Source organism: Actinomadura rugatobispora, from assembly GCF_042656285.1.
GTDB classification, from domain to species: domain Bacteria; phylum Actinomycetota; class Actinomycetes; order Streptosporangiales; family Streptosporangiaceae; genus Spirillospora; species Spirillospora rugatobispora.
In genome coordinates this window covers 30,012-52,309 of record NZ_JBHSON010000085.1, presented here as the reverse complement: position 1 = coordinate 52,309, position 22,298 = coordinate 30,012, and the positions used below count along the sequence as shown (strand labels likewise).

Here is a 22,298-nt window from a genome sequence, read left to right as displayed (position 1 = left end):
CTGCGGTGTTGCTTGTCGGGGGGTGCAGGGGGGCGGAGCCCCTCCTGCCGGGGGTGCAGGGGGCGGAGCCCCTTGCCGGGGTGGGCGGCCCCGTAGCGAGCCGCCAGGCGAGCGAAGGGGCCGATCGCCCCGCCCTGGGGGTCTGGGGGGTGGCCCCCCAGGTAAACACAGCCCCCAGATCAGCGCTGCCCGGTGAGCCACCTCAAGGGGTTGTCGTGGAGGACTCGGTTCAGGGTGGCCTCGTCCGCGCCTGCGGCGCGGAGGGCGGGGACGAAGGTGTCGAAGAGGAAGCCGAAGCCGTGGCCGCCGTATCGGGAGATCTGCGTCATGCGCGAGATGCCGGTGCTGAGCAGCAGGCGGTCGGCGTGGCCGCCGTCGAGGAACTCCATCACGTTGCGGACGCGGGTCGCGAGCGCTTCGGGGCGGCCGGCGGCCAGGCCCAGGGAGCCGAAGGAGACGTAGGCGCCCGCCTCGGCGATCTTGCGGTGCGCGGCGGGCTCGTCCACCAGGTCCTGCTGGCCGACCGCGACGCGGTGCGGGGGCAGGCCGGCGCCGGTGAGGATCTCCAGCTGGGCCAGGCCGGCGCGGCCGTAGGTGGCCACCGACAGGCCGGAGTAGCGGCCGGCGTGGGCGGCGGCGCGCAGGCAGCGCTCCTCGTCCTCGGTGGGCGTCTCACCCCAGGTGCCGATCTCGCCGATCACGCCGGGGAGCGCGTTGGTGCCGTCGAGCCCGAAGCCGATCTCGGCGAGCAGCCGCTCGGCGAGGGCGTCGGCGTCGGCGTCCTTGACGTAGGCGGGGTGGAACGGCTGGGTGAAGAACCCCGTGCCGGCGACCACCGCGACGCGGGCGCCCGCGCCGATGCGGGCGAGGGAGGCGGCGCTGCGGCCCATCCCGGTGCACGTGAGGTCGACGACGAGGCCGAGGTCGTGCTCGCCCCGGAGGGCGGCCAGCTCGCGGGTGACCGGCTTCTCCTCGTCCAGCCAGCGGCGGGGGTCGGAGTCCAGCGTGGCGGGCCGGGCGGGCCAGCGCAGATCGAGCTGCAGATGCTCATGCGGCAGCACCGGCCCGGTGATGGCGGAGATCGGGATCGTTCCGGTCACGGTGCGCAGCCGCCCGGGCTCCTCGCGGGGGGTCATATCATGCGAGGCTACGACATATTTGGCCTTTTCAGGACCTAGAGTGGGGAGGTTTTTACCTTTCCCCGCCGCCACCTTCGGCCACGGATCCGGCCGAAGATGCCGCGGCAGGCTCGGGAACTGGGTCGATGTCCTGCGCGGCCGCGCGGACGGCGCGGGCCCGGGCCGTGTTCGCGCTCGGCCACCGCTGGTCGATCTCGGCGTTCAGCGCGGCCCCGATCAGCACCGCCAGCGCCGCCACGTACAGCCAGGCGAGCACCGCGATGGACGCGGCCAGCGACCCGTACACCGACACCCCGGCCAGCGACCCGGCCAGGTAGAGCCGCAGCGCGAAGCTGCCCAGGATCCAGATCAGCAGGGCCATCACCGCGCCCGGCACCTCGCGCCACCAGGACGTCCGCACCGGCACGCTCATGTGGTAGAGCATCGCCAGGAACAGGATCGACAGCGTCACCACCACCGGCCAGTACAGCACCGGCAGGAACCCGGCGCTCTCCGGCAGCGCCTGCCGGACCAGGGCCGGTCCCGCCACCAGCAGCGGGATCACCACGATCATCACCAGCAGCCCGAGCAGGTAGAGCACGAACGCGCGCAGCCGGGTCCGGATCACACCGCGCAGCCCGGACAGCCCGTAGGCGATGGTGATCGTGTCGACGTAGACGTTGGTGGCCCGCGAACCGGCCCACAGCGAGATCAGGAAGCTCACCGACACGATGTCGGGGCTGCCGCCGCGGATCACGTCGTCGATGAGCGGGACCACCACCGAGTCCACCGCCGGTCCGGTGAGCACGGTCTGCGCCCGCTCGATCAGCCAGGTGCGGATCTCGCCGACGGTGCCCGGCCCCAGCGCGCCGCGGAAGTGCCCCATCGTCCCGATCAGCCCGATGACCAGCGGCGGCAGCGACAGCAGGGCGAAGAAGGCGGCCTCGGCCGCCAGGCCCGTCACCCGGTGGCGGAACGCCGCCACGGCCGTGCCGCGGACCAGTTCCCAGCAGGTCCGCCGGGCGGCGTGCAGGGGGGCGCGCACGCGCCCGATCACCAGTGCCGGGAGCAGCAGCCCGGCGCGCAGGCGGCCGCCCAGCGCGGCCCGTTCCTTGCCGAAGTCCGCGTCGCCCTCCTCTGCCGGGGTCCCGGCGGGGTCCGAAACCGTGGTCACACCGATACACCGTAGAGTGTCACCGGTCCGTTACCTGCGGGGATCACCCATCTCGCGGACGTTCGGCGCATCGCCGGACGTCGGTGACAATGGAGAGGTGATCTGCCAGACGTGCCGCGACGGCCGCCACGGGGACTGCCGTGGCGGATCGTGGTGCGACTGCCAGCACCAGCCGTCCCCCGCGACGCGGCGCGCCGCACCGGGGACGGCGTCCGGGGGCGGCTCCGCGAGCGGTGCGGAGGACGGCGGCGGAGAGCGGTCCGAGCCGCCGGTCAACTGGAAGCGGCAGGGGTGAAGGCGGCGGGGATGACACTTCTCACCTGTCCGTATGCCGGACGCAACTGGACAGCCCGCGAGACGGCGTGTCAAAGTTCAGATATGACTGCTGCGGATCCGTTGCTGGTAATGCGCCGGCACGTCGACTTCCTGCGCGTCCGCAGCGCGATCTGTCTGTGACGCCCCGACCACGCCCCCTGTTTTAGCACCGGCGCGTGGTGCCCCGGCGTCACCTTTGATCGACCCCTGCTCAGCGTCGAGCCGGCTGTTCGCGATGCCCTGTGCGCCACGCGTCCCACCACCGGATGGATGAGGATCGCGCCGTGCCACCTGCGACCAAGCGCAAGAAAGGCGAGGGCCAGTGGGCCCTCGGCTATCGGGAACCGCTCAACAAGAACGAAGAGAACAAGAAGAACGACGACGGGCTCAACGTCCGCCGCCGCATCATCGACATCTACTCCAAGGCCGGGTTCGACTCGATCGACCCCGCCGACCTGCGCGGCCGGTTCCGCTGGTTCGGGCTCTACACCCAGCGCAAGCCGGGCATCGACGGGGGCAAGACCGCGATCCTCGAGGACGAGGAGCTCGACGACCGCTACTTCATGATGCGGGTGCGCATCGACGGCGGCCAGCTGTCGGGGCCGCAGCTGCGGGCCGTGGCCGACATCGCGACCACCTACGCGCGCGGCACCGCCGACATCACCGACCGGCAGAACGTCCAGTTCCACTGGATCGCCATCGAGGACGTCCCGGCGATCTGGGAGCGGCTGGAGGCCGTCGGGCTGTCCACCATGGAGGCCTGCGGCGACACCCCGCGTGTGATCATCGGCTGCCCGCTGGCCGGGATCGCCGACGACGAGGTGATCGACGCCACCCCGCAGATCCGCGACATCCACGACCGCTACATCGGGTCGGCCGAGTTCTCCAACCTGCCGCGCAAGTTCAAGAGCGCGCTGTCGGGCTGCTCCTCCCACTGCACCGTGCACGAGATCAACGACATCGCGTTCGTCGGGACGGTGAACGAGAACGGCGAGGCCGGCTACCAGGCGTTCGTCGGCGGCGGCCTGTCCACCAACCCGATGTTCGCCAAGAGCCTCGGGGTGTTCGTCAAGCCGGAGCAGGCGCACGAGGTCTGGAAGGGCGTCGTGTCGATCTTCCGGGACTACGGGTACCGGCGGCTGCGGCACCGCGCCCGGATCAAGTTCCTGATGAACGACTGGGGCGCGGAGAAGTTCCGCGAGGTGCTGGAGAAGGAGTACCTCGGCTACGCGCTGCCCGACGGCCCCGAGCCCGCCGCCCCGCTCACCCAGCGCGACCACGTCGGCATCCGCCGGCAGAACGACGGCCTCTTCTACGTCGGCTTCGCGCCGAAGGTCGGCCGGGTCAACGGCCCGCTGCTGACCACCATCGCCGACCTGGCCGAGCGGTACGGGTCGGGCCGGGTGGCCACCACGGTCGAGCAGAAGATGGTGATCCTCGACGTGCCCGAGGAGAACACCGAGCCGCTGGCCGCCGCGCTGGCCGAGCACGACCTGCAGGTCCGCCCCTCGACGTTCCGCCGGCAGACGATGGCCTGCACCGGCATCGAGTACTGCAAGCTGGCGATCGTCGAGACCAAGCAGCGCTCCATGGACCTCATCGACGAGCTGGAGAAGCGGCTGCCCCACTTCGACCAGCCGCTGACCATCAACGTCAACGGCTGCCCGAACGCGTGCGCCCGCATCCAGGTCGCCGACATCGGCCTCAAGGGCCAGCTGGTGGTGGACGAGAACGGCGACCAGGTGGAGGGCTTCCAGATCCATCTGGGCGGCCAGGTCGGGGCGACGTTCGGCAAGAAGGTCCGCGGGCTGAAGACCACCTCGGCCGGGCTGACCGACTACGTCGAGCGGGTCGTGCGCAAGTACGACGAGCAGCGCCAGGACGGCGAGACCTTCGCCGCCTGGGTCCAGCGCGCCGACGACACAGATCTCAAGTAACGGGCAACCGGAATGAGCGAACGTGCCGCGCCGTTCTACTGCCCGTACTGCGGTGACGAGAATCTCGAGCCGCGTGAAGCACCCGCCCCCGCCTCCGGCGACGCCGGGGGCCCGACGAAGTCCAAGCCCGAGGGAGCGGCGTGGTTCTGCCGTGACTGCCTCCGTTCCTTCATGTTGAAGTTCCTCGGTGTTGGAGCGCCCCGCACACACAAGGAGACCCTTCGGTGACGCTGCTGGAGACCGACAGACCGACCCTTGATCTCGAAGACATCGTCGAATCGGCCGCGGTGGCCCTGGAGGGCGCCTCCTCGCTGGAGGTCATCCGCTGGGCGGCGGCCACGTTCGGCGACCGGATCTGCCTGACCTCCTCGATGTCGGACGCGGCGCTGATCCATCTGGTGTCCAAGGTCAAGCCCGGCATCGACGTGCTGTTCGTCGACACCGGCTACCACTTCGCCGAGACCATCGGCACCCGGGACGCGGTCGAGGCCGTCTACCCGGTCAACGTGATCAACGTGACGCCGTCCCGCACGGTCGAGGAGCAGGAGGCCGCGCTCGGCCCCCGGCTGTACGGCCGCAACCCGGACCTGTGCTGCCACCTGCGCAAGGTGGAGCCGCTGGGCCGGGCGCTGGAGGGCTACATGGCCTGGTTCAGCGGGATCCGCCGGGACGAGACCGCCAGCCGCCGCGACCGCAGGGTCGTCGAGTGGGACCGCAAGCGCGGGATGGTCAAGGTCAACCCGATCCTGGACTGGACGCAGGAGGACATGGACAACTACATGTCCGACAACGGCGTCATCGTGAACCCGCTGCACTACGACGGCTACCCCTCGATCGGCTGCGCGCCGTGCACGCGTCCCGTCGCCGCCGGCGAGGACCCGCGCAGCGGCCGCTGGGCCGGGACGGGCAAGACCGAATGCGGCATCCACCTGTGACGGTGGGCCCGCCGATGGTCGCGGTGGCGCACGGGAGCAAGGACCCGCGCGCCGCCGCCACCGTGGAGGAACTGCTGTCGGCGGTGCGGGCGAGGCGGCCGGTGGTGCCGGTCCTGACCTCGTTCCTGGACCACGCCCCGCCCTCGCCCGGCGCGGTGCTGGACGGGCTGGCCGCGGGGGGCGCGGGCGAGGCGGTCGTGCTGCCGCTGCTGCTGACCGCCGCCTACCACAGCAAGAGCGACGTTCCGGGCGTGCTGACGCAGGTCAGGAGGCGGCATCCGCTGCTGGGCCTGCGCACGGCGGCGACGCTGGGCCCGCACCCGCTGCTGATGGCCGCGCTGGAGCGGCGGCTGGCCGAGGCGGGCGTGCCGATCGGCGACCCGGACACCGCCGTGGTGCTGGTGTCGGCCGGCTCCAGCGACGCGTCCGCGAACGCCACGATCGGGGCGATGGCCCGGGAGTGGCGGGAGCGGGGCTGGCGGGACGTGGTGCCCGCGTTCGCCTCCGCGGCCCGCCCGTCGCCGGGCGAGGCCGTGACGGCCCTGCGCGCGGCCGGGGCGCCGCGCGTGGTGGTGGCGTCGTACTTCCTGGCGCCCGGCTACTTCGCCGACAAGGTGCGGGACGAGGCCATGGCCGCCGGGGCGCACGCGGTGTCCCCGGTGCTGGGCGCCGCTCCCGAACTCGCCGCGCTGGTGCTGCGGCGCTACGACGAGGCGCTGGACGCCGGCCGCGCCGAAGGGGCCGGCGGAAGGGCGCCGGGGTCGCCCAGGGCGGGCGTGCTGGCCACGGCGTAGCCGTTCGCGGGCGTGTCCGCGGACACGCCCGTGGACACGGCCGGCCCGAGCGGAGTCGGCGCCGGACCGGTCGGACGGGGCGTTCAGCCGGCCGGAGGCGCGAGAACGATCGTCATCGCGTCGTCGGGCGACTCCACGACGCGGCCGCTCCTCGCCAGGTGCGCGACGACCTCGTGGGCGAGGTCGTAGAACTCGTCGCGGCGGCTGTTGTAGAGGGCTCCGGCGAGCTCGTCGTAGTCGTCGACGGTGATCTGCACGCCCCTCTCCAGCATGAAGCAGATCAGCTCGCCGTCCAGGGTCAGCCGCCAGCCGTGGGCCAGTTCGGTGACCGCGACGGCGTCCTGCCCCAGGGACAGCGTGACCGGGCGGCCGTCGTGCAGCAGCACCGGGACCCGCCTGGTCAGCTTGCCCATGAACGTCCGGACGCCGGTCCAGGGGAACTGCTTGCCCGACTTGCTGGGCGCCCCCTTGCGCTGGTCGCGGACCGCGTTCACCGCGTCCCGGATCAGCTGCTGCGGCGGCCGGGTCCCCTCCTTGACGAGGCGCTCCAGCTCCTCGTAGATGTCCAGGCGCAACTCCTGGAACGGCCCCATCTCGTTCTTGCGCAGCACGTCGACGAACAGGTGCGAGCGGGAGCGGCTCCCGTCCGCCGACGCGATCGCGTCCTGGCCCGGCGGCGGCATCGGGGACGGCAGCACCGGAGCGGTGACGCGGGCGCGGCCCGCCGGGGTCAGTTCCAGCACCGGATTGTTGTCCTCGCCCGAGGTGTGCGTGGTGACGGCGAGCCCGCGGTCGACCGCGAAGCCCACCAGCGTGGAGACGAACTTGGGCCGGGAGTTGAACGTGCCGACCTGCTTGCGGAACCGCGGATTGTAGGCGGTCAGGGCCTTGCGCAGGTCGGTCATCCGCATCCGCGCGGCGGACCGGCCGATCGCCTGGACCAGCGCGTCCACGGCCTCGTCGCGGGGCATCCACGCGTCGTCCCAGACCATGCCCTCGGCCGCCGCCTCCGCCGCGGGGGCGAAGGGCGCCAGGTGGACGAAGGTGACGCCGCCGAGCATGACGCCGAGCATCTCCGCCACGTTCTTCACGCTGCCGCGGAACGAGGCGACCGCCACCTCCCGGCCGTCGGCGCGGGCCTGGCTCACCCGCTGGTGGACGGCCGCGGCGACGGCGGCGTCGTCGGCCGTCTCCCCCACGTCGGCGCGGACGACGCCGTACTGGCCGTCCGCGACCGCCTGCGCGGCGAGTACGAGGCATTCGACCGCGGTGCCCGAGTTCCAGGGGTGCGCGTCGTGGAGCGCCCGGAGCACCTCGCCCTCGGTTCCCGCGTGCGCCCGGGTGAGATCGATCAGAAACCTGTCCATGGTCCCTCCGATTGCGCTGGGGACCTCATCACCGAGCGATGAGGTCCCCAGCGGAAGCTGAGTGAGCGGGATCGCCTATGGCCGATCCCGCTTGAGGAGGGCCCACCTCAGAAGGGCTTCGATCAGCAGACCCGCCAGCAGACTGATCGTCTGCTCCGGCAGGGTCACCGCCGCCACGGCCGTTCCGGTGAGCACCGCCGCACAGATCAGAAACTCGGTCTCTTGGTCCATCATCGCCTCTGACGCTTGTCGTTCCGGGCGACTCGAACGAAGACGCTGACTTCCTGACGGACGCCGACTTCAGGACTGGGACGTGGAACTACGACGAGAACATGAGGACGCCGACGCACGACGGGGACGCGTGACTGCGACTGCGCGACTGGGACTGCGGGACTTCGGACGCCGACTGCGGGACTGGGCACGCGCAGGCAACAGCGTTGCCTGCCTGTAGCCACCTTATCGCAGAACGTGACCGGCGCGCCAGCCGCGCCGGACGGCCCGCCGCCGGGGGCACGCATACCGCGGCCCCATCGGGTATGCGGACCACATGACTGATCGCGAGGAGCTCGGCCACGAGCCCGAGCAGACGCACGACGAACGGTTCGCCCCGGTCACCCGCGGCGGCGGCGCCTCCCGCGACCACCCCCGCTGACCGTCAGTCGCGGCGGGCCTTGCGCCCCTCCCACCAGGACGCCAGCGCCCGCCGCACGGGGGCGTGGTGCTCGTCGTCGACGATCTTCAGGTCGCCCATGACCACCTGCGCCTTCACCCGAACCAGCGGGACCCGCCGCCCCTCCCGGGCCTCCCGGACCTGCACGCTCCGGTCGCCCATCACGCAGTAGCCCGACATCTCGACGTTCACGCCGTCCGGCACGATGACCTTCACATCGCCCATCACGGCGGTGGCGACCACGCTGACCTCGCCGCTGGGCACCTGGGCGCCGCGCAGGTCGAGGACGATGTCGCCCATCACCGACAGCGCCTCCAGCTGCTGGTCGACCCGGCCGCTGATGCGCTCCTTGCAGTCGCCCATGATCGCGGTGAAGCGCCGCTTCACCTGCAGCGGCGCCGGGTCGGCGCCGGGCGCGCCCATCCCGGGCAGGTCGGCGGTGACGCTCTCCAGGTCGCCGCGGGTGACGGCCAGGTAGGCGGCCTCGGTGCGCTCGGCCAGTTCCTCGAAGGTCAGCCGGCCCTCCACCGACGCCACCCGCAGCCCCTCCACCACGGCCTCGCGCTCGGCGTCGGAGGCGCGGACCGAGCCTCCCGCCGCGCCGTCCGCCGGCGCGGCGGAGGTGTACGGGGACTCGGACGGGGCGGCCGGCCGGTGCTCGGATGGCCGTCGGCCCTGCGGCGGGGTGGGCTGACTCATGATTCAGAAAATATGCCCTCCGGGCCCGCAGGCAATCCGCCGCGCGGACGAGATCGCCCCGGCTCTTTGGGAGGACCCCGCGGCCGTGGCCCCCTCCGGCCTGGCCATGGTCCTGCCAGGTGTCCTGACAAAGCGTAAGAATAAGGACATGGCGCCGATCGGTTCCCCCTCGTCCCCGGCGCCCGCCTCGCTCAGCCCCATCGTGATCGGGTGGCGCCCGCTGGCAGCGCGGAACGTCTTCGAGACCGCGTACTTCACGGCCCTGCCGGCCGGCATGGCCCTCCTCTGGGGCGCGGAGTTCGGCTTCGCCATGCCGCTCTCGCTCGGCGCGGGCGCCGCGCTGGGAGGCGTCCCGGCCGTGGCGATGGTCCTCACGCAGCCCCACTGCGTCCTGGGTCCGGAGGGGCTGACCGTCGTGCGCCCCTGGGGACGACGCCGCGTGACCGTCCCGGCCTCGGCCATCGCCGGTGTGGGGATCCTGGACGCGGCGGGCCGGCCCCGGCTCGCCGTCTGGTGCGACGGCACCGCGGTGACCGGCCGGCGCTTCCCCGAACGGCTGCGGCCCGATCCCGACATCGCCGTGATCCCGCTGTGCGAACCCGGCTGGATGAACGAGGCCAGGGTCGAGCGGGTCCGGCGGCTGGTCCTGGCGGCCGAGCTCGGCGAGTGGTGGACCGGTGGCGACGACGGACGGCTGGCGCTCTCGCCCGCGGACGTCCAGCGTTCGGCGCTGTTCACCGCCACCGGCCTCCGCCTGGTGAGGAACGCCTACCAGCACGCCGGCATCGAGGTCGCCACGCAGGGCGACCGCGCGCAAGGGACATGCCTGCGCTCTCCCGAGGGCAGGCCCCTGCTCCACATCACCCGTTGGGTGGAGGGCGCCCGGCCCGTCGAGTACCGCGTCCGATGGCCGGACGGCACGGCGGTGGGCTCGGTCGTGGCGACGTCCCCCCGCTGGAGGCTGTGCGACCCCGAGGAGCGGGTCCTCGCCACCGCCCGCCGGACACGGAACAGGGGCCGCCATCCCCGCGGCGCCCTGGTCGTCCGCGACCCCGGCACGGCCGTGGTCGCCTCGGTCTGGCCGGCCAGGTCCGGGCAACGCGCCGGGCTGCGGCTCCAGGCCGAACCGGCCCCCGCCTTGCGCGCCCTGCTCATCGCCCTCCTCTCCGTCGTCGTCTGAGAGGCCGAACGCGGCTCGGTATCCTGCGGGTGGAAGCGGCCGGCGACGGTGTTGGGAGCGGTGCGGTGACGGCGACACACGAAGTGTTCAACCAGGTTCCCCCGCTGGCCGGCCATGACCTGGCCGACGATCCCGCCCTGCTGGACGGGCTCGCCCGGGAGGGCGCCGGCGCCGCCCTGGCCGAGGTGCACGCCCTCGGACGGCTCGCCGGGACCGAGGAGGCCCAGGAATGGGGCCGGCTCGCCAACGAACACCCGCCCGCGCTGCGCACGCACGACCGCTACGGGCACCGCGTCGACGAGGTCGAGTTCCACCCCGCCTGGCACGAGCTGATGCGCACCGCCGTGGAGCACGGCCTGCACGGCGCCCCCTGGGCCGACGATCGCGAGGGCGCCCACGTCGCCCGCGCCGCGAAGTTCTACGTGTGGCGGGTCGACGCCGGGCACGGCTGCCCGATCTCGATGACGTACGCGGCCGTCCCGGCGCTGCGGCAGGCCCCCGAGCTGGCCGCCCGGTTCGAGCCGCTGCTGGCCGCGCCGGTGTACGACTTCGGGCTGCGCGAGCCGTCCGGCAAGGCCGGGCTGCTGGCCGGCATGTCGATGACCGAGAAGCAGGGCGGCTCCGACGTCCGCGCCAACACCACGCAGGCCGCGCCCCGGCCGGACGGCACGTACCGGCTGGTGGGGCACAAGTGGTTCACCAGCGCCCCGATGTGCGACCTGTTCCTGACGCTGGCGCAGGCCCCCGGCGGCCTGACCTGCTTCCTCGTGCCGCGCGTGCTGCCGGACGGCGCGCTCAACCCGATGCGCCTGATGCGGCTGAAGGACAAGCTGGGCAACAGGTCCAACGCCTCCGCCGAGGTCGAGTACGAGAACGCGGTGGCGTGGCGGGTCGGCGAAGAGGGCCGCGGCGTCCGCACCATCATCGAGATGGTCAACATGACCCGGCTGGACTGCCTGATCGGCGCGGCCGCCGGGATGCGGCAGGGCGTCACCGTGGCCGCGCACCACGCCGCGCACCGCAAGGCGTTCGGCCGGTACCTGATCGACCAGCCGCTGATGCGCAACGTGCTGGCCGACCTGGCGCTGGAGTCGGAGGCGGCGACCACGCTGATGGCGCGGCTGGCGGGCGCCACCGACCGCTCCGTGCGGGGCGACGAGCGGGAGACGGCGTTCAAGCGGCTCGCCCTGGCGGTCGGCAAGTACTGGGTCTGCAAGCGCTGGCCCGCCCACGCGGCCGAGGCCCTGGAATGCCTGGGCGGCAACGGCTACGTCGAGGAGTCGGGCATGCCCCGGCTGTTCCGCGAGTCGCCCCTGAACTCCATCTGGGAGGGCTCGGGCAACGTGGCGGCACTCGATCTCCTCAGGGCCACTCTACGTGGGCCTCAGACACTGGATGCGTTTTTCGACGAAGTCGACCTCGCCCAGGGCGCCGACCCGCGCCTCGACGCCGCCGTCAAGGAAGCGAAAGACGCCTTCGCCGACATTGAGACGATCGAGTACCGCGCCCGCCGCGTAGCCGAACGTCTGGCCCTCGTACTACAGGCATCGCTGCTGGTCAGGTACGGTCACCCGGCCGTCGCCGACGCCTTCTGCACCACCCGCCTGGCCGGCGACCGGGGAGCCGCCTTCGGCACCCTGCCCCCAGGCTTGAACCTCGCTCCGATCATCGACCGGGCGACCCCGAAGATCGGCTGAGCCCACGCTCAAGCACCACCATTGAGGGCGCGGCGAGGCACCAGATCAGCGCGCCCGACCACAATCCCACTGAAGATCATCCGCTAACGTACCGGATAGTAGATAGCTGCTGCGCTGGGGTCCGCCCTTGCTGTTATTCATCTCAGTTCGGCCCCAGACTTGATCGTGGGCACGTCCAACTGGGCTCGTTTGCAGCGGTCAGAGTGGGACTCGAACCCACAACCTGCGGATTAAAAGCCCGCAGGGATCATGTCGCCTCGGTGTAGACGGTGTTGCTCTGTGCCGTTCTATCCGCGTCCAGCCCCATTTCGGTGCCGGGCCATGTCGTCGCGTGCCGTCCCGTACCGATCCCGCCGAGCCGACAGCGAGCCAACATGCCCGCCGGTGCGTGCGCAGGATGCAGTCGGTGCAGAGTGTTCGGGCGTCCCCTCAGCAGCGGACAACCGACTCCAGGTTCCCGAGGTGCCCCGGGTTGTGTGAAGTCCAGAATGTACACGCGCGACCTGGAGCACTGTCATTCGTCGACGGCGAGTCGTTCGATGGCTTTCTGGCGGTCGCGGCGGGTGGGCAGGCTGTAGCGGCGGGCGGTTTCGAGGGTGTGGCCCAGGAGTTCGGCGACGACGACGATGTCGGTGCCCTGGCGGGTCATGATGGTGCCGGCGGTGTGCCGCAGGACGCGCGGGGTGAAGACGCCGTCGCGGCCGATCGGCAGGTTCGCGGCGGCGGCGATGGCGCGCAGCACGGTGTAGGCCGAGCGGGCCGACAGGCGGCCGCCGCGGCGGTTAAGGAACAGTGCGGGGCTGGCATCGGCGCCTTTCCAGTCGGCCCGCTCGCGCAGCCACTCCTCCAGCACGGTGCGGAGCTTGGGGTGCAGGGGGATCTCACGGCATCTGCCGTTCTTGCCGGCCCGGACGATCAGATGGCCGTTGAGAGCCGGGGTGCGGACGTCGCCGGTGTCCAGGCGGGTGGTCTCACTGATGCGGGTGCCGGCGTAGAAGGCGGTGAAGGCGATCGCCTTGTCGCGCAGCGGGGCGCGGTCGGCCTCACGCAGCAGGGCGAGCTGGTCGCCTTCGTCCAAGGGCCGGGGTGCGGCCGGGGGGATGTCGGCGCGTTCGGCGGCGGCGGGGCCGAGTCCGCGGCGGCGGTAGAAGTCATCGACCGCGGTCAGGTGCGCGTTGATGGTGGCGGGTTTGCGTTTGAGCGCGGTCTGCAAGTGGGTGCGGTAGTCCCGGGCAGCACGGTCGCTCGCGCCGGGGTCGGTGAGCGGGTCGCCCTCGATCGTCCCGTCGGCGAGAGCGATGGCGAGCCAGGCCAAGTACTGGCGGACCCGGGAGGCATAGACGCGGACCGTATCGGCATCCAGTGATTCGCTCGGGAGGGCGATGCTGCGCTGGTAAGCGGCGAACACCGGCTGCAGGCCCTCGGGAAGCGGGGTCGGCCGAGCGCCCCGACGGCGCCCGGCCTGCGGAGTCGCGCCGTCGGACGGGCGCGGCGAGGTCTCGGAAGCCGGTACTGAGGAAGGGGAACCGGTCGGGGACGAAGTATCGGAAGTCATAACTGGAGGTTACTTCAGATATTTCGCGATATCGGAAGTTCTTGGAGTAGAATAAAGATATCCGGCAACGACGACATCCCCACGCTGAGGGTGACCCGCCACACCGGCTCACCCCGACAGGGGGTTGTACATGCCGATGTTCAATCGTGCTCGTCGACCCGACCGGCCCGGTGCAATTGCGGGCAAGGGGGTTTCCCGGATGGACCAGGTCCGGCCCGCAGTGATCGTGCCGGCCGCGATGATCGTGTTCGTCGTGTTCCTGGTCCTGGCCGGCCTGCCGATGGCGGTGGCCATGGCGCTGACGACCCTGGTGGCCGCCGCGATCCTGGTCACGCTGGTGACCGGAACCGCGTGGCTCACCCCGCTTCGCCGCCTCGTCCCGCATCTGCGGGAACGCCACTGAACCGTCCGGCCGGCCATCCCGATCACCATCCGCCCCGAGCCGCCACCCGGCGGCCCGGGGGAAAGGGCAACGACCCATGTGGACTCTCACTGAAACAGGAACAACGATCAGCCTCCCGCCGCCCTCGACACCACGGCTGTGCCTGCGGCCGCCGCGGGCCGCCGGCTCGCCACAGGCGCCGCTGGAGGGCGGATGGTGGCCACGCTCGGCCGACCCGGCCGCCGAACTGCCTGGGCTGGCCCTGGCCCTGCGCACCCACAACGCCAACCCGCCCGACGATCACCGGCCCGTCGCCCACATCACGCTGCGGGCCGCCGACTGGGACAGCCATCCTGCCAGCCTGCGCGTCGACAGCGCCGACGGCATCCGAACGGTGGGCCTGAGCTGGGTCGACCCCCTGCCCGCCGGGCTGCTCACCGCGATCTACGCCGACGGCCGGCACCTCGACCTGCTCACCGTCCCGGCACCCACACCCCACGCGGAGGCCCACGCAGCCATGGAACTGGCCGCCCACCCCGCCAACCATCTACACACCCCCGACCTGCTCGCCGCCCTCACCGCACCGGTCGGCCCGCGTGACCCGGCGGGGAGCGAGACGGCATCCCACAACGCCTGGGAGAGCGAGGGCGGGCGGCTAGACCGACAACCGGCGGCGCAGTGACCGGTCCGCCACCCCGGCCGGAGCGGCCGGGTCTGCACACCTGCGATCGGAGATCGCCATGACCATCATCCCGCCCGCCACCACCGCATCCACCGCGACCAACTGGTACGCCGGACACCCCGGGTTCACCAACCTCCGGCGCTCCCAGGCCGCGACCAAAGCGGACTTGCCCACCCATGGGCGCCCCGGCCACACCATCGTCGCCCTCCACGGCGAACTCGACATCGCCTCCGCCCCGGCGCTGCGCGAACACCTGCTCGGCTCACTGCACCACAGCGCCCGGCTGCTGATCGTGGACCTGGGCGAGGTGTCGTTCTGCGACGCCACCGGCCTGGCCGTACTGATCGGCATCCAACGCCGCGCCACCGGAATCGGCATCACCCTGCAACTGGCCAACCCCCGGCCGCAGGTCGCCAAACTGCTGCGCATCACAGGACTGGACCGCAGCCTTTCCGTCCACCCGGCCTCCACCCCAAGCGCCGAGCCCGCACTCCAAGCCTGACTCAACGCCTGCAGCCGCTGGCCGAACCGGCCGCATAAGCACCTGAACGCCGGGCACAGGACCGGCGATGCGACCAAACCGGGTGCGATCCAAGTGCCGCCGACCGAGCCCGGGCCCCGCCCGGGCCTGCTTGTGGACTCCGTGACCACCGTGCCCCATCACCACGCCGACGGCGCCGCACCACCGGTGCTGCGCACCGGCCGATGGCGACTGCCCAGCGGGCGGTCGGCGACCGCCCACACCCGCCGGGCGATCCACACCGCCCTGCGGCGGTGGGGACTGGGGCCGGCCGCGGACGCCCTCGCCCATCAGGTGGCGTCACTGATCCAAGAGTTGCCCACCCGCTCCGCCGCCCACTCACACGGCCCGATAGACCTGCGGCTGGAACTACGCTCAGCCGACCGCCTGCTGCTGGGCGAGATTCAAGCCGCCACCCCCGACCGGCTCGTCCCCGATGACCCGACACCCGCAGGCGGCCCAGAGCCCCGTCGCAGCATCATCGCCCTCACCTACGGGCTCCGCCCCGCCCGCAACGGCACCGCCACCTGGTACACCCACGCCTTCACCTGGTACCAGCCGGACGCCAACAGCACCGATCGCCAAACCGTCCCCCCTGCCTGATCACACGGCGGTCGGCCAGCTACCCGGAGGGCTCGTTGATCATTAACAGGTGCCTGACCCGGCATAACGCTTGGCACCGCGCGCAGCGCCTCCGGCACGCCCAGCTCCCGGCCGCGCCCTCGATCAGCTCGCTCACCGGTGACCACCACCTCTGCGGCGCTTCGCGCGCTGCGTCATCTCGATCGCGTGCACGCACGAGCGCGCCAGCTTCCCGCGGCTCAGCCCCGAGTGCCGCAGCCGCTCCAGCTGCTCGCGGATGGCCTGCTCGTGGTGCACCGCCTCGGCCGCCAACATGCGATCGAGACGGTCTCGCAACCGCCCCCGCCCCACGCGCAGCACACCGGCGGCCAACAGCGCACCGCAAGCCGCGCAGCTCACCGCGAGCACGAGCCTGCCCCTCCCGCCCCAGGACAGGCCGGAGGCGATCAGCGCGCCCAGCACCAGGCCACTGGCGGCGCCGCTGCACACAGCGATCGTCGCGGTCTGCCGCATGGTCCGCTCGTAGCGGACCAGGTCGCCCTGCAGCTCCCGCACCGGCCCGTGCGCCCGGCTCACCTCTGGGACCGATCGGTCGGTGATGCGCATGAGAGGCTCCCTCTCTTTCACGTGCCGCTGCCCAATCTCGAAAAAGCTTCTTTCCATCGCGCCGCCACTTGAGGCCATGCCTCTCCCTCGTTGCCGACCTCTGCCCGCCCGTTCGTCCCGCACCGGCTGAGCCACTCGGCCCTGACACATCTGGCGGCCGCCGGGCCACAGCGCCGCCGAACTGCGGACCGAGCCGCACCACGCCCGCCCGGGCAACGTCGACTTCTACGCCAAAGATCGGCAAGGAGGCCGCTGCCCACGTTCAACGCCAGATGTACGCGGTCATGAGCTTTCCCAATCATGATCTTGGTGTCCGTCGAGTGATGGGTGGGTGGTCGCCGAGGGCCGGGTCTGGGGTGCAGCTGCTCAGGTCCGGGGGCGAAGGTTCGGGTGTGCTGGTCATTGCTGTGTTGGGCTGCCGGCAGGCCCGTTCGGTGACCGGGGTGCGGTCGAGTCGCTCCCCCTCGGCCGGCGGTCGCGACGGCGAGAGCCGGGTCCGCTGCGCCGATCAGCGGAGCGTCCCGGCCCCGGGTGTCGGCGGCGATGACCGTGATCAGGTTTCCAGGACGGCCAGGTGGTCGGCGCTGCCTCCGTTCCACTCGACCAGCAGGAGTGTGGCGTCATCGGTGGTGATCCCGCGTCGTTCCCGCATGAGGCTGTGGGAGTACGTGCGTGCCAGCGCCTGGGTGTTCATGCCTTCGCGTGCGGCCCGGTCGATGACGTTGATGAGACGCTGCTCCCCGAACTGCTCCCCACCGGCTTGGCGCTCCTCGACGAGCCCGTCGGTGAAGAACAACAATTGATCACCTTGCTGGAGCGCCAGCTCGCTGACCTGTGGCTGGTCGCCGCCGAACCCGACCGGCAGGGTGGTGGCGGATTCCAGGCTGCGGATCACCCGGTGATCGCGGATCAGCAGCGGGGCGGGGTGACCGGCGTTGACCCATTCCAGGCGCCCCGTCCCGACGTCCAGCCGCGCCATCTGCGCCGTGACGAACTGCTCGGGTTCGAACTGCTCGACGATCGCCGAGTCCATGAACGCGTACAACTCGGCCAGCCCGACATCGGCCCGCCGCGCATGGCGGTAGGCGCCGATGGCGACGGTGGCCAGGACCGCGGCGTTCAAGCCGTGCCCCATCGCGTCGATGACGGCCACATGCAGGATGTCGTCGTTGAGGGCGTAGTCGAAGCTGTCACCGGCGACGTTGTAGGCCGGCTCCAGCATCCCCGCGACCACGACCTGCGGGGTGGTCATCCTCAACGGGGGCAGCAGCGACCACTGGATCTCGGCGGCCACGCTCATCGGCTCGCGACGTCGCGCCTTGAAGAACCGATCGGTGTAGCTGTTCTTGGTGACCAGCATGTCGGCGACCAGACCGGCCAGCCGGCGCAGCAACCGCCGGTCATCGTCATCGACGGAGTCCAGCGTCAAAGCCAGCACACCGACCTGATCACTGCCGTCCAGCAGCGGCAGGAACACCCGGACGGCGGCGGCCAGCGGCTCTTCGACGATGACCACATCCAGGAAGGCCCTGCCGGCCACAGAGCCGTCGATCAGCTCAGGCTCACCGACCATCAGATGCCTGCCCGGCAACGGAAGCAGCAGCATCTGGTCATAGTCCTGCAGCAGGATGGAGACATCCCGGCCACCGATCCTCGCGACCTCCTCCGCGATCAACGGCGCGACCAACTGCGGCGGCATCTCATGCGCCCGGTCCAGCAACACGCCCAGCAACCGCTCACCGAACCCCTCGGACCGGTCCACCACAACCTTCTCCCGCTGCCCTTCCCATCCGGCCATGTCCACTTGATGCCCCGCACCGCCCCGCTCGCAGAGGCCGACCAGCCGCAGCCACGCAAAAGATCGTTCAAGATTGCCGGGAACCCTGTTCCCCCAACCGTCCCGACGGGCGAACCGAAGAATGCCCAGGCGGCACCACCACGGGCAGGCGAGAGTCGTCGAAGCGGTGCACCTGATCTCAATGGTGCAGGCGTGGCCGTGGTTCGCGCGGAACGGACCGGCCCGCCCGCAGCTCGATCGTCACCGGCCGCCCAGCGCGGGAACGTCCCGCAGCCGACGCCGGTAATGGCCATGCGTGCGGGACGGGTCCGCCGCACAACCGGGACACCGCACCCGTGGGCACCGTCCGGGCAGTGTCACCGAGATGATGACCAAGTACGCCTAGAGTGGTTCGCTGACCCAACGCCAGACTTCACCGTCGTGATGCGCGCGGACCAGTTGCGCCCCGCTGGAGTCGGCGAGTTCGGCGACCGCCCGGACCAGCCGACGATGGAAATCACCGGGTGGCCGACCGCGCGACGAGCCTTCCAGGAAGGTCACACTGACTCTGGCCTCATCACGGAGCTGGGCGGTCAGCCGACCGGCCTCGTCAAGGCGGAGCATCACGATCGCATCAGCACGGACCAGGTCGCGGCCATCGTGGCACTCGACCCACACCTCGGTCACCGTTGCATTCATGAGCCTCACTCCTCACGGCTTGTCCGTGTCCTATCCCACTTGTCCGTGTCCTATCCCACTTTCGCCCCCGGCCGCGGAAGCGTGCGATCCGGCCGGGATCGGCGAGCGATCCTCGTCATGGGGCGGGGCCCTGCCGAGATGCTCTCGCGGCCGTCCGCCCCCGTTCTCAGGCGTCCTGTGGTTCTCAGGGGTCTGGTGATGTCACATCCGGGCCGGTCGTGGCTGCCGATCCGGTCGGTGTGACGAGTGCGGCCGGCAGCGGCCGGCAGCTTGGGGGCGGGCAGGTGGTTGGAGTCGTGGGCGGCCAACTCCAGGGCCGATCGTGCCGCCGCGTGGGAGGTGTAGGGCGGGACGGTGAGCAGGTCGACGCGGTGGCCGTCGGCGTAGAGCGCGGTGAGCAGCCCGGTGGGCAGGGTGTCGAACCAGCTCAGCCGCACCACCCGGGTGTCGGCCGGGCCGTCGACGCGCAGCCGGCGTGGCCGGCTGTCCCAATCGGCCACTCGCAGCATGACATGGGTGATGCGCCCGCGGTCATCGGCGGGCCCGTCGGTGTCATCGGCGGGCCCGTCGGCCTGCGGCCCGGCTCGCAGGGCCAGGATCAACCCGGGCAGTTCGGCGACCGGGTCGGTCGAGCGGGGCCACCAGCCGCCGTCCAGCGGCGTCCGCGGCGAGCCCGCGGGGCCCGGCGGGCGCATCCGCAGCCGGGGGGTCGAGGGCGGCGAGAGGCTGATCGTTGTTCGTCGCTCGGTGATGGTGCGCATGGGGCACAGCCCCTTCTCCCGAGCCGCCGGGTGGCGGCTCGGAACGGTTGGCGATCGGGTGGCCGGCCGGAGGGGCCGGCCGGGTGGGTCAGCGGTGTCCCCGCGGATGCGGGGCGAGGCGATGAAGCCGGGTGAGCCATTCGGTTCCGGTCACCAGCGTGACCAGGATCGCGGCGGCCACCAGGGTCGTCAGCGCCATGCCCACTGCCATCGGCAGGCCGGCCAGGACCAGGAAGACGATGAACACGGTCGTCGCGGCCAGAGCGATCACAGCGGGCCAGACCTGGTCCGTCCAGGACACCTGCCCGTCCGGGATCGCTCCGGGCCGGTCGGGTCGGCGAGCACGAGTGAAGATCGGCATGTGCATTCCCTTGCCGGGGTGAGCCGGTATGGCGGGTCACCCTCAGGGTGGGGATGTCGTCGTTGCCAGATACTTTTATTCTACTCCTAGAACTTCCGATATCGCGAAATATCCGAAGTAAATTTATGGCTTTCGCGACCTCAATTCCGGCCGTTTCCCGGTCCGCGCAATCGGCTTGCGAGGTTTTCGCGGTACCCGCCCGGTCAGGGTTCCGCAAGCCCGGTGGCGCCGGGGCACTCGGCCCACCCGGCTTACCGAGGACCTGCGGGGCGGTGTTCACCGCTCACCCACGCGGCATCGTTACCGCGGTCGATGACTTCACCGCCACCGCGGGCCGAACCCCGCCGCCGGCCGCGCACCATTGCGCGGCAAGGCGACCACCTGCACCGCCTTCTATGCCGGCACCCGCATTTCGTGAAAGTGAGGCGATCGGCTTTGGTGATGGCCTTTGCGCGAACTGACGGTTTCCGGAATCTGGCGGGTGGTCTTGGTTGGGAGGTGGGCAGCCACGGCTGGGGCGGCTGCGCCGATATCCCAGGGTCGTCCGCGCCTCCGGGCGACGGACGGCCCTGGCCACGAGCCGTTCAGTTCGGATGAGGGCCTCATGAGCACCGAGCGTGTCACCGCGTCCCGGCCGAGCGAACGCGAGCGCCGTCGCGACGACCGCCTCGGCCCGGCTACCGATGGCCAAGGCCCGACCACCGCGCCCGAACCCGCCCAGCGCGGCCCTACCAGAACCGGCGCCACCAGCGGCGGCGTGATCGGACCGGCACAGCCGACGCGGCGCCCGCCCTGCCCCCTTCCCTCATGAGCGTCATCGACGGCCCCCGCAGCCGGTGGGCCGCGAACCGGCCCACCGTGGCGGGCCGGCACGGCCGACCAGCGGCAGACCTGCGGGCGAAAGTGCGAGGACGGAAGACGCACGACCGTGGTGCCCGCCGCAACCGCAGAAGACCGTATCCCGCCCGCCCTTGTGGACCCGGGTGACACCGCACGCACCGGCGCCAGAAAGAGCCTGATGACCACCACGGACCGTGATCCGGCCAGTCGCAGCCCTACGACCAGCCCGAACCGAGCCACCCCAGAACGGCAGCGAGTCACCTCACCCAGGGCCGCCACCCGCGCCCTCCCAGCCGGCCCCTTGCCGCCCACCGGTCTTCCCGCTCCCGCACCGGCGCAGGTACAGGAGGCGCGGGCCTACCTGACCCCTCGCTACGCCACCGGGGTGGACGAAGTCCTCTGGGAGGCCAGGGAACGGCCGATGCCCGACCGCGACGCCATCGACGCGATCATCACCGCCTCCGCCCGAGCTCAACGAGGCGCGGCTGATCACCCTGACCTGGTGGAAGTCGCCGCGGCACTCGTGGTGCTGGGCGCGGTCCGCCTGAACCTGGACCAGACCGAGGCACGTCTGCTGAACACCGCGCAAGCCTCGGGAATGAGCTTCGATCAGATCGCCGCGATCTTCGGTCTCAGCGCCGAAGCAGCCCTGGAACGCTACCGGCAACTCAAACCCCGCCTGGACGAACCCTCCGCCCCACCGCCCCCGCCGCTCCCCCGCCGCACCACCGCACGAGACGAACCCGCCTGGCCGCGGAGGCCGACCGTGGACCAGCCGATCTGGGACGAGTTGGACGACGAAGACTGGGGAACCTGAGCCGTCCCCAGAGCCGCCAGCCGCCGCACGGCCATGGGCGACAGGACCGAACGCGAGAAACGGGCCCTCCCGCTGATGATCTGGCCGCGGAGATCGCCGTGCGCGGCGGGCACATTCGACTGCAGTCGCCCCGGGGTGAGGATGACCCAGCAGGCGACGGCCATCAGGCGAGTCGCCGCGAGGGCGAGGATGGGGAATCGGCCGAATCCGGCGTGCACTGCGATGAGAGCAGGCTCACTCTGGTCAGACGAGGCGCTGGTGGACGTAACACCAACGCCAGCGCGATCCGGTTTCCACGTCGGCGACGAGCGGGTGGTCGGTCTCCCGGTAGTGCGCTCGGGCGTGCTGGTTGGGTGAGTCGTCGGAACAAGCCACCCAGCCGCAGGTCAAGCAGACCCGCAAGTCCGTCCAGATGTCGCCGCGGACCTGACACTCCGGGCATCCGTTCGATCGCGGGGTGACGGGCACCAGCCCGTCGAGGTGCTCACAGTGCGGCCAGTGCGGCGCCGATCCGTTCGGGCTGATCGGGGGCATGGACAAGGACATGTTCTGGTCGGTTCTCTCACGGCCGGCGCCCATGTGCGGCCCCCTTCCCCATCACTCGAACGAACGCCCCGGCTTGATCCTTGTCTCCCAGACAACTCCGTCGAGGCGGCGGGGGAAACGGCCAAGCCGAGCCCGGCCCATCACCAGGGCCGATCACCTCGGGGGGGACCTACGACCCTTCCTGCGATCCGGGTGGGGAAGTAGGATCGCCATGCCGCCCTGCGCATCCGGGTTCGGCCACCTGCCGGGTCCCCGAATGGGGGGCCAATCCTGGTACCAGCGGG

General features: G+C 71.4%; 23 protein-coding genes. 10 read left to right on the top strand and 13 right to left on the bottom strand.

Annotated features, from left to right (window positions below; all coding sequences use genetic code 11):
* Positions 1–179: 179 nt before the first annotated feature.
* Both ACFPZN_RS42630 and ACFPZN_RS42625 read right to left on the bottom strand, forming a co-directional pair.
* A complete protein-coding gene (locus ACFPZN_RS42630) occupies positions 180–1,136 on the bottom strand; it encodes a phosphotriesterase family protein (RefSeq protein WP_378288305.1) in 957 nt (318 codons plus the stop codon).
* A 55-nt stretch (positions 1,137–1,191) separates the two neighbouring features.
* On the bottom strand, positions 1,192–2,292 hold the full coding sequence (locus tag ACFPZN_RS42625; RefSeq protein ID WP_378288304.1) for a YihY/virulence factor BrkB family protein: 1,101 nt from the start codon (positions 2,290–2,292) through the stop codon (positions 1,192–1,194).
* Between the two features lie 581 nt (positions 2,293–2,873).
* On the opposite strand from ACFPZN_RS42625, the gene ACFPZN_RS42620 reads away from it, so the two are divergent.
* The 3 genes from ACFPZN_RS42620 (at position 2,874) to ACFPZN_RS42610 (ending at position 6,273) form a co-directional block, all read left to right on the top strand.
* Positions 2,874–4,544 carry a nitrite/sulfite reductase gene (locus ACFPZN_RS42620; protein ID WP_378288303.1) on the top strand — a complete coding sequence of 557 codons (1,671 nt, stop codon included), beginning with the start codon at positions 2,874–2,876 and terminating at the stop codon, positions 4,542–4,544.
* A gap of 224 nt (positions 4,545–4,768) precedes the next feature.
* Positions 4,769–5,479, top strand: a complete 711-nt coding sequence (locus tag ACFPZN_RS42615; protein WP_378288302.1) for a phosphoadenylyl-sulfate reductase — start codon at positions 4,769–4,771, stop codon at positions 5,477–5,479.
* A complete protein-coding gene (locus ACFPZN_RS42610) occupies positions 5,461–6,273 on the top strand; it encodes a sirohydrochlorin chelatase (protein WP_378288301.1) in 813 nt (270 codons plus the stop codon). Before ACFPZN_RS42615 ends, ACFPZN_RS42610 begins: the two co-directional genes overlap by 19 nt.
* 83 nt (positions 6,274–6,356) lie before the next feature.
* On the opposite strand, the gene ACFPZN_RS42605 is transcribed toward ACFPZN_RS42610, so the two are convergent.
* From ACFPZN_RS42605 to ACFPZN_RS42595, 3 genes are all read right to left on the bottom strand, one after another.
* Positions 6,357–7,640 carry a hypothetical protein gene (locus ACFPZN_RS42605; protein ID WP_378288300.1) on the bottom strand — a complete coding sequence of 428 codons (1,284 nt, stop codon included), beginning with the start codon at positions 7,638–7,640 and terminating at the stop codon, positions 6,357–6,359.
* Positions 7,641–7,715: 75 nt separating this feature from the next.
* Entirely contained in the window at positions 7,716–7,874 is a 159-nt protein-coding gene (locus ACFPZN_RS42600) for a hypothetical protein (protein ID WP_378288299.1), read from the bottom strand.
* A 421-nt stretch (positions 7,875–8,295) separates the two neighbouring features.
* Positions 8,296–9,009, bottom strand: a complete 714-nt coding sequence (locus tag ACFPZN_RS42595; protein ID WP_378288298.1) for a DUF1707 SHOCT-like domain-containing protein — start codon at positions 9,007–9,009, stop codon at positions 8,296–8,298.
* 148 nt (positions 9,010–9,157) lie between these two features.
* On the opposite strand from ACFPZN_RS42595, the gene ACFPZN_RS42590 reads away from it, so the two are divergent.
* Entirely contained in the window at positions 9,158–10,189 is a 1,032-nt protein-coding gene (locus tag ACFPZN_RS42590; RefSeq protein WP_378288297.1) for a hypothetical protein, read from the top strand.
* A 65-nt stretch (positions 10,190–10,254) separates the two neighbouring features.
* Complete coding sequence (locus tag ACFPZN_RS42585; protein ID WP_378288296.1) at positions 10,255–11,886, top strand: acyl-CoA dehydrogenase family protein; 1,632 nt, start codon at positions 10,255–10,257, stop codon at positions 11,884–11,886.
* 514 nt (positions 11,887–12,400) lie between these two features.
* Here the strand turns inward: ACFPZN_RS42585 and ACFPZN_RS42580 are convergent.
* Positions 12,401–13,201, bottom strand: coding sequence for a tyrosine-type recombinase/integrase (locus ACFPZN_RS42580; protein ID WP_378288295.1), 801 nt, complete (start codon positions 13,199–13,201; stop codon positions 12,401–12,403).
* A 439-nt stretch (positions 13,202–13,640) separates the two neighbouring features.
* Between ACFPZN_RS42580 and ACFPZN_RS42575 the strand changes: the two genes are divergently transcribed.
* The 4 genes from ACFPZN_RS42575 to ACFPZN_RS42560 all read left to right on the top strand — a co-directional run bounded on the left by ACFPZN_RS42575 (position 13,641) and on the right by ACFPZN_RS42560 (position 15,628).
* A complete protein-coding gene (locus ACFPZN_RS42575; protein WP_378288294.1) occupies positions 13,641–13,844 on the top strand; it encodes a hypothetical protein in 204 nt (67 codons plus the stop codon).
* Between the two features lie 76 nt (positions 13,845–13,920).
* Positions 13,921–14,505 carry a DUF5994 family protein gene (locus tag ACFPZN_RS42570; protein WP_378288293.1) on the top strand — a complete coding sequence of 195 codons (585 nt, stop codon included), beginning with the start codon at positions 13,921–13,923 and terminating at the stop codon, positions 14,503–14,505.
* Positions 14,506–14,563: 58 nt separating this feature from the next.
* The gene (locus ACFPZN_RS42565) at positions 14,564–15,007 is read left to right on the top strand and encodes an STAS domain-containing protein (protein WP_378288292.1); all 444 of its coding nucleotides are present in this window, start codon (positions 14,564–14,566) and stop codon (positions 15,005–15,007) included.
* Positions 15,008–15,148: 141 nt separating this feature from the next.
* Positions 15,149–15,628: a hypothetical protein gene (locus ACFPZN_RS42560; RefSeq protein WP_378288291.1), complete on the top strand. Its 480-nt coding sequence runs from the start codon at positions 15,149–15,151 to the stop codon at positions 15,626–15,628.
* Positions 15,629–15,760: 132 nt separating this feature from the next.
* Here the strand turns inward: ACFPZN_RS42560 and ACFPZN_RS42555 are convergent, their stop codons facing one another.
* The 6 genes from ACFPZN_RS42555 to ACFPZN_RS42535 form a co-directional block, all read right to left on the bottom strand.
* Positions 15,761–16,213 carry a hypothetical protein gene (locus ACFPZN_RS42555; RefSeq protein ID WP_378288290.1) on the bottom strand — a complete coding sequence of 151 codons (453 nt, stop codon included), beginning with the start codon at positions 16,211–16,213 and terminating at the stop codon, positions 15,761–15,763.
* Between the two features lie 553 nt (positions 16,214–16,766).
* Positions 16,767–18,011: a PP2C family protein-serine/threonine phosphatase gene (locus ACFPZN_RS42550; protein WP_378288289.1), complete on the bottom strand. Its 1,245-nt coding sequence runs from the start codon at positions 18,009–18,011 to the stop codon at positions 16,767–16,769.
* A gap of 240 nt (positions 18,012–18,251) precedes the next feature.
* Positions 18,252–18,344: a transposase family protein gene (locus tag ACFPZN_RS56835; protein ID WP_465252308.1), complete on the bottom strand. Its 93-nt coding sequence runs from the start codon at positions 18,342–18,344 to the stop codon at positions 18,252–18,254.
* 48 nt (positions 18,345–18,392) lie between these two features.
* On the bottom strand, positions 18,393–18,689 hold the full coding sequence (locus ACFPZN_RS42545; protein WP_378288288.1) for a hypothetical protein: 297 nt from the start codon (positions 18,687–18,689) through the stop codon (positions 18,393–18,395).
* 50 nt (positions 18,690–18,739) lie between these two features.
* Entirely contained in the window at positions 18,740–19,450 is a 711-nt protein-coding gene (locus ACFPZN_RS42540) for a DUF5994 family protein (protein ID WP_378288287.1), read from the bottom strand.
* An 88-nt stretch (positions 19,451–19,538) separates the two neighbouring features.
* Positions 19,539–19,811, bottom strand: a complete 273-nt coding sequence (locus tag ACFPZN_RS42535) for a hypothetical protein (protein WP_378288286.1) — start codon at positions 19,809–19,811, stop codon at positions 19,539–19,541.
* 1,261 nt (positions 19,812–21,072) lie between these two features.
* Between ACFPZN_RS42535 and ACFPZN_RS42530 the strand changes: the two genes are divergently transcribed.
* Positions 21,073–21,468 carry a hypothetical protein gene (locus ACFPZN_RS42530; protein ID WP_378288285.1) on the top strand — a complete coding sequence of 132 codons (396 nt, stop codon included), beginning with the start codon at positions 21,073–21,075 and terminating at the stop codon, positions 21,466–21,468.
* Positions 21,469–21,711: 243 nt separating this feature from the next.
* Here the strand turns inward: ACFPZN_RS42530 and ACFPZN_RS42525 are convergent, their stop codons facing one another.
* Positions 21,712–22,002, bottom strand: coding sequence for a UBP-type zinc finger domain-containing protein (locus tag ACFPZN_RS42525; protein WP_378288306.1), 291 nt, complete (start codon positions 22,000–22,002; stop codon positions 21,712–21,714).
* Between the last annotated feature and the right edge of the window lie 296 nt (positions 22,003–22,298).

Coding starts and splice junctions, on each gene's coding strand:
- ACFPZN_RS42630 (WP_378288305.1), bottom strand. CDS start 1,136: ATGACCCCCCGCGAGGAGCCCGGGCGGCTGCGCACCGTGACCGGAACG.
- ACFPZN_RS42620 (WP_378288303.1), top strand. CDS start 2,874: ATGGATGAGGATCGCGCCGTGCCACCTGCGACCAAGCGCAAGAAAGGC.
- ACFPZN_RS42610 (WP_378288301.1), top strand. CDS start 5,461: ATGCGGCATCCACCTGTGACGGTGGGCCCGCCGATGGTCGCGGTGGCG.
- ACFPZN_RS42605 (WP_378288300.1), bottom strand. CDS start 7,640: ATGGACAGGTTTCTGATCGATCTCACCCGGGCGCACGCGGGAACCGAG.
- ACFPZN_RS42600 (WP_378288299.1), bottom strand. CDS start 7,874: ATGATGGACCAAGAGACCGAGTTTCTGATCTGTGCGGCGGTGCTCACC.
- ACFPZN_RS42595 (WP_378288298.1), bottom strand. CDS start 9,009: ATGAGTCAGCCCACCCCGCCGCAGGGCCGACGGCCATCCGAGCACCGG.
- ACFPZN_RS42590 (WP_378288297.1), top strand. CDS start 9,158: ATGGCGCCGATCGGTTCCCCCTCGTCCCCGGCGCCCGCCTCGCTCAGC.
- ACFPZN_RS42575 (WP_378288294.1), top strand. CDS start 13,641: ATGGACCAGGTCCGGCCCGCAGTGATCGTGCCGGCCGCGATGATCGTG.
- ACFPZN_RS42570 (WP_378288293.1), top strand. CDS start 13,921: ATGTGGACTCTCACTGAAACAGGAACAACGATCAGCCTCCCGCCGCCC.
- ACFPZN_RS42565 (WP_378288292.1), top strand. CDS start 14,564: ATGACCATCATCCCGCCCGCCACCACCGCATCCACCGCGACCAACTGG.
- ACFPZN_RS42555 (WP_378288290.1), bottom strand. CDS start 16,213: ATGCGCATCACCGACCGATCGGTCCCAGAGGTGAGCCGGGCGCACGGG.
- ACFPZN_RS42550 (WP_378288289.1), bottom strand. CDS start 18,011: ATGGCCGGATGGGAAGGGCAGCGGGAGAAGGTTGTGGTGGACCGGTCC.
- ACFPZN_RS42545 (WP_378288288.1), bottom strand. CDS start 18,689: ATGAATGCAACGGTGACCGAGGTGTGGGTCGAGTGCCACGATGGCCGC.
- ACFPZN_RS42540 (WP_378288287.1), bottom strand. CDS start 19,450: ATGCGCACCATCACCGAGCGACGAACAACGATCAGCCTCTCGCCGCCC.
- ACFPZN_RS42535 (WP_378288286.1), bottom strand. CDS start 19,811: ATGCCGATCTTCACTCGTGCTCGCCGACCCGACCGGCCCGGAGCGATC.
- ACFPZN_RS42530 (WP_378288285.1), top strand. CDS start 21,073: ATGCCCGACCGCGACGCCATCGACGCGATCATCACCGCCTCCGCCCGA.
- ACFPZN_RS42525 (WP_378288306.1), bottom strand. CDS start 22,002: ATGCCCCCGATCAGCCCGAACGGATCGGCGCCGCACTGGCCGCACTGT.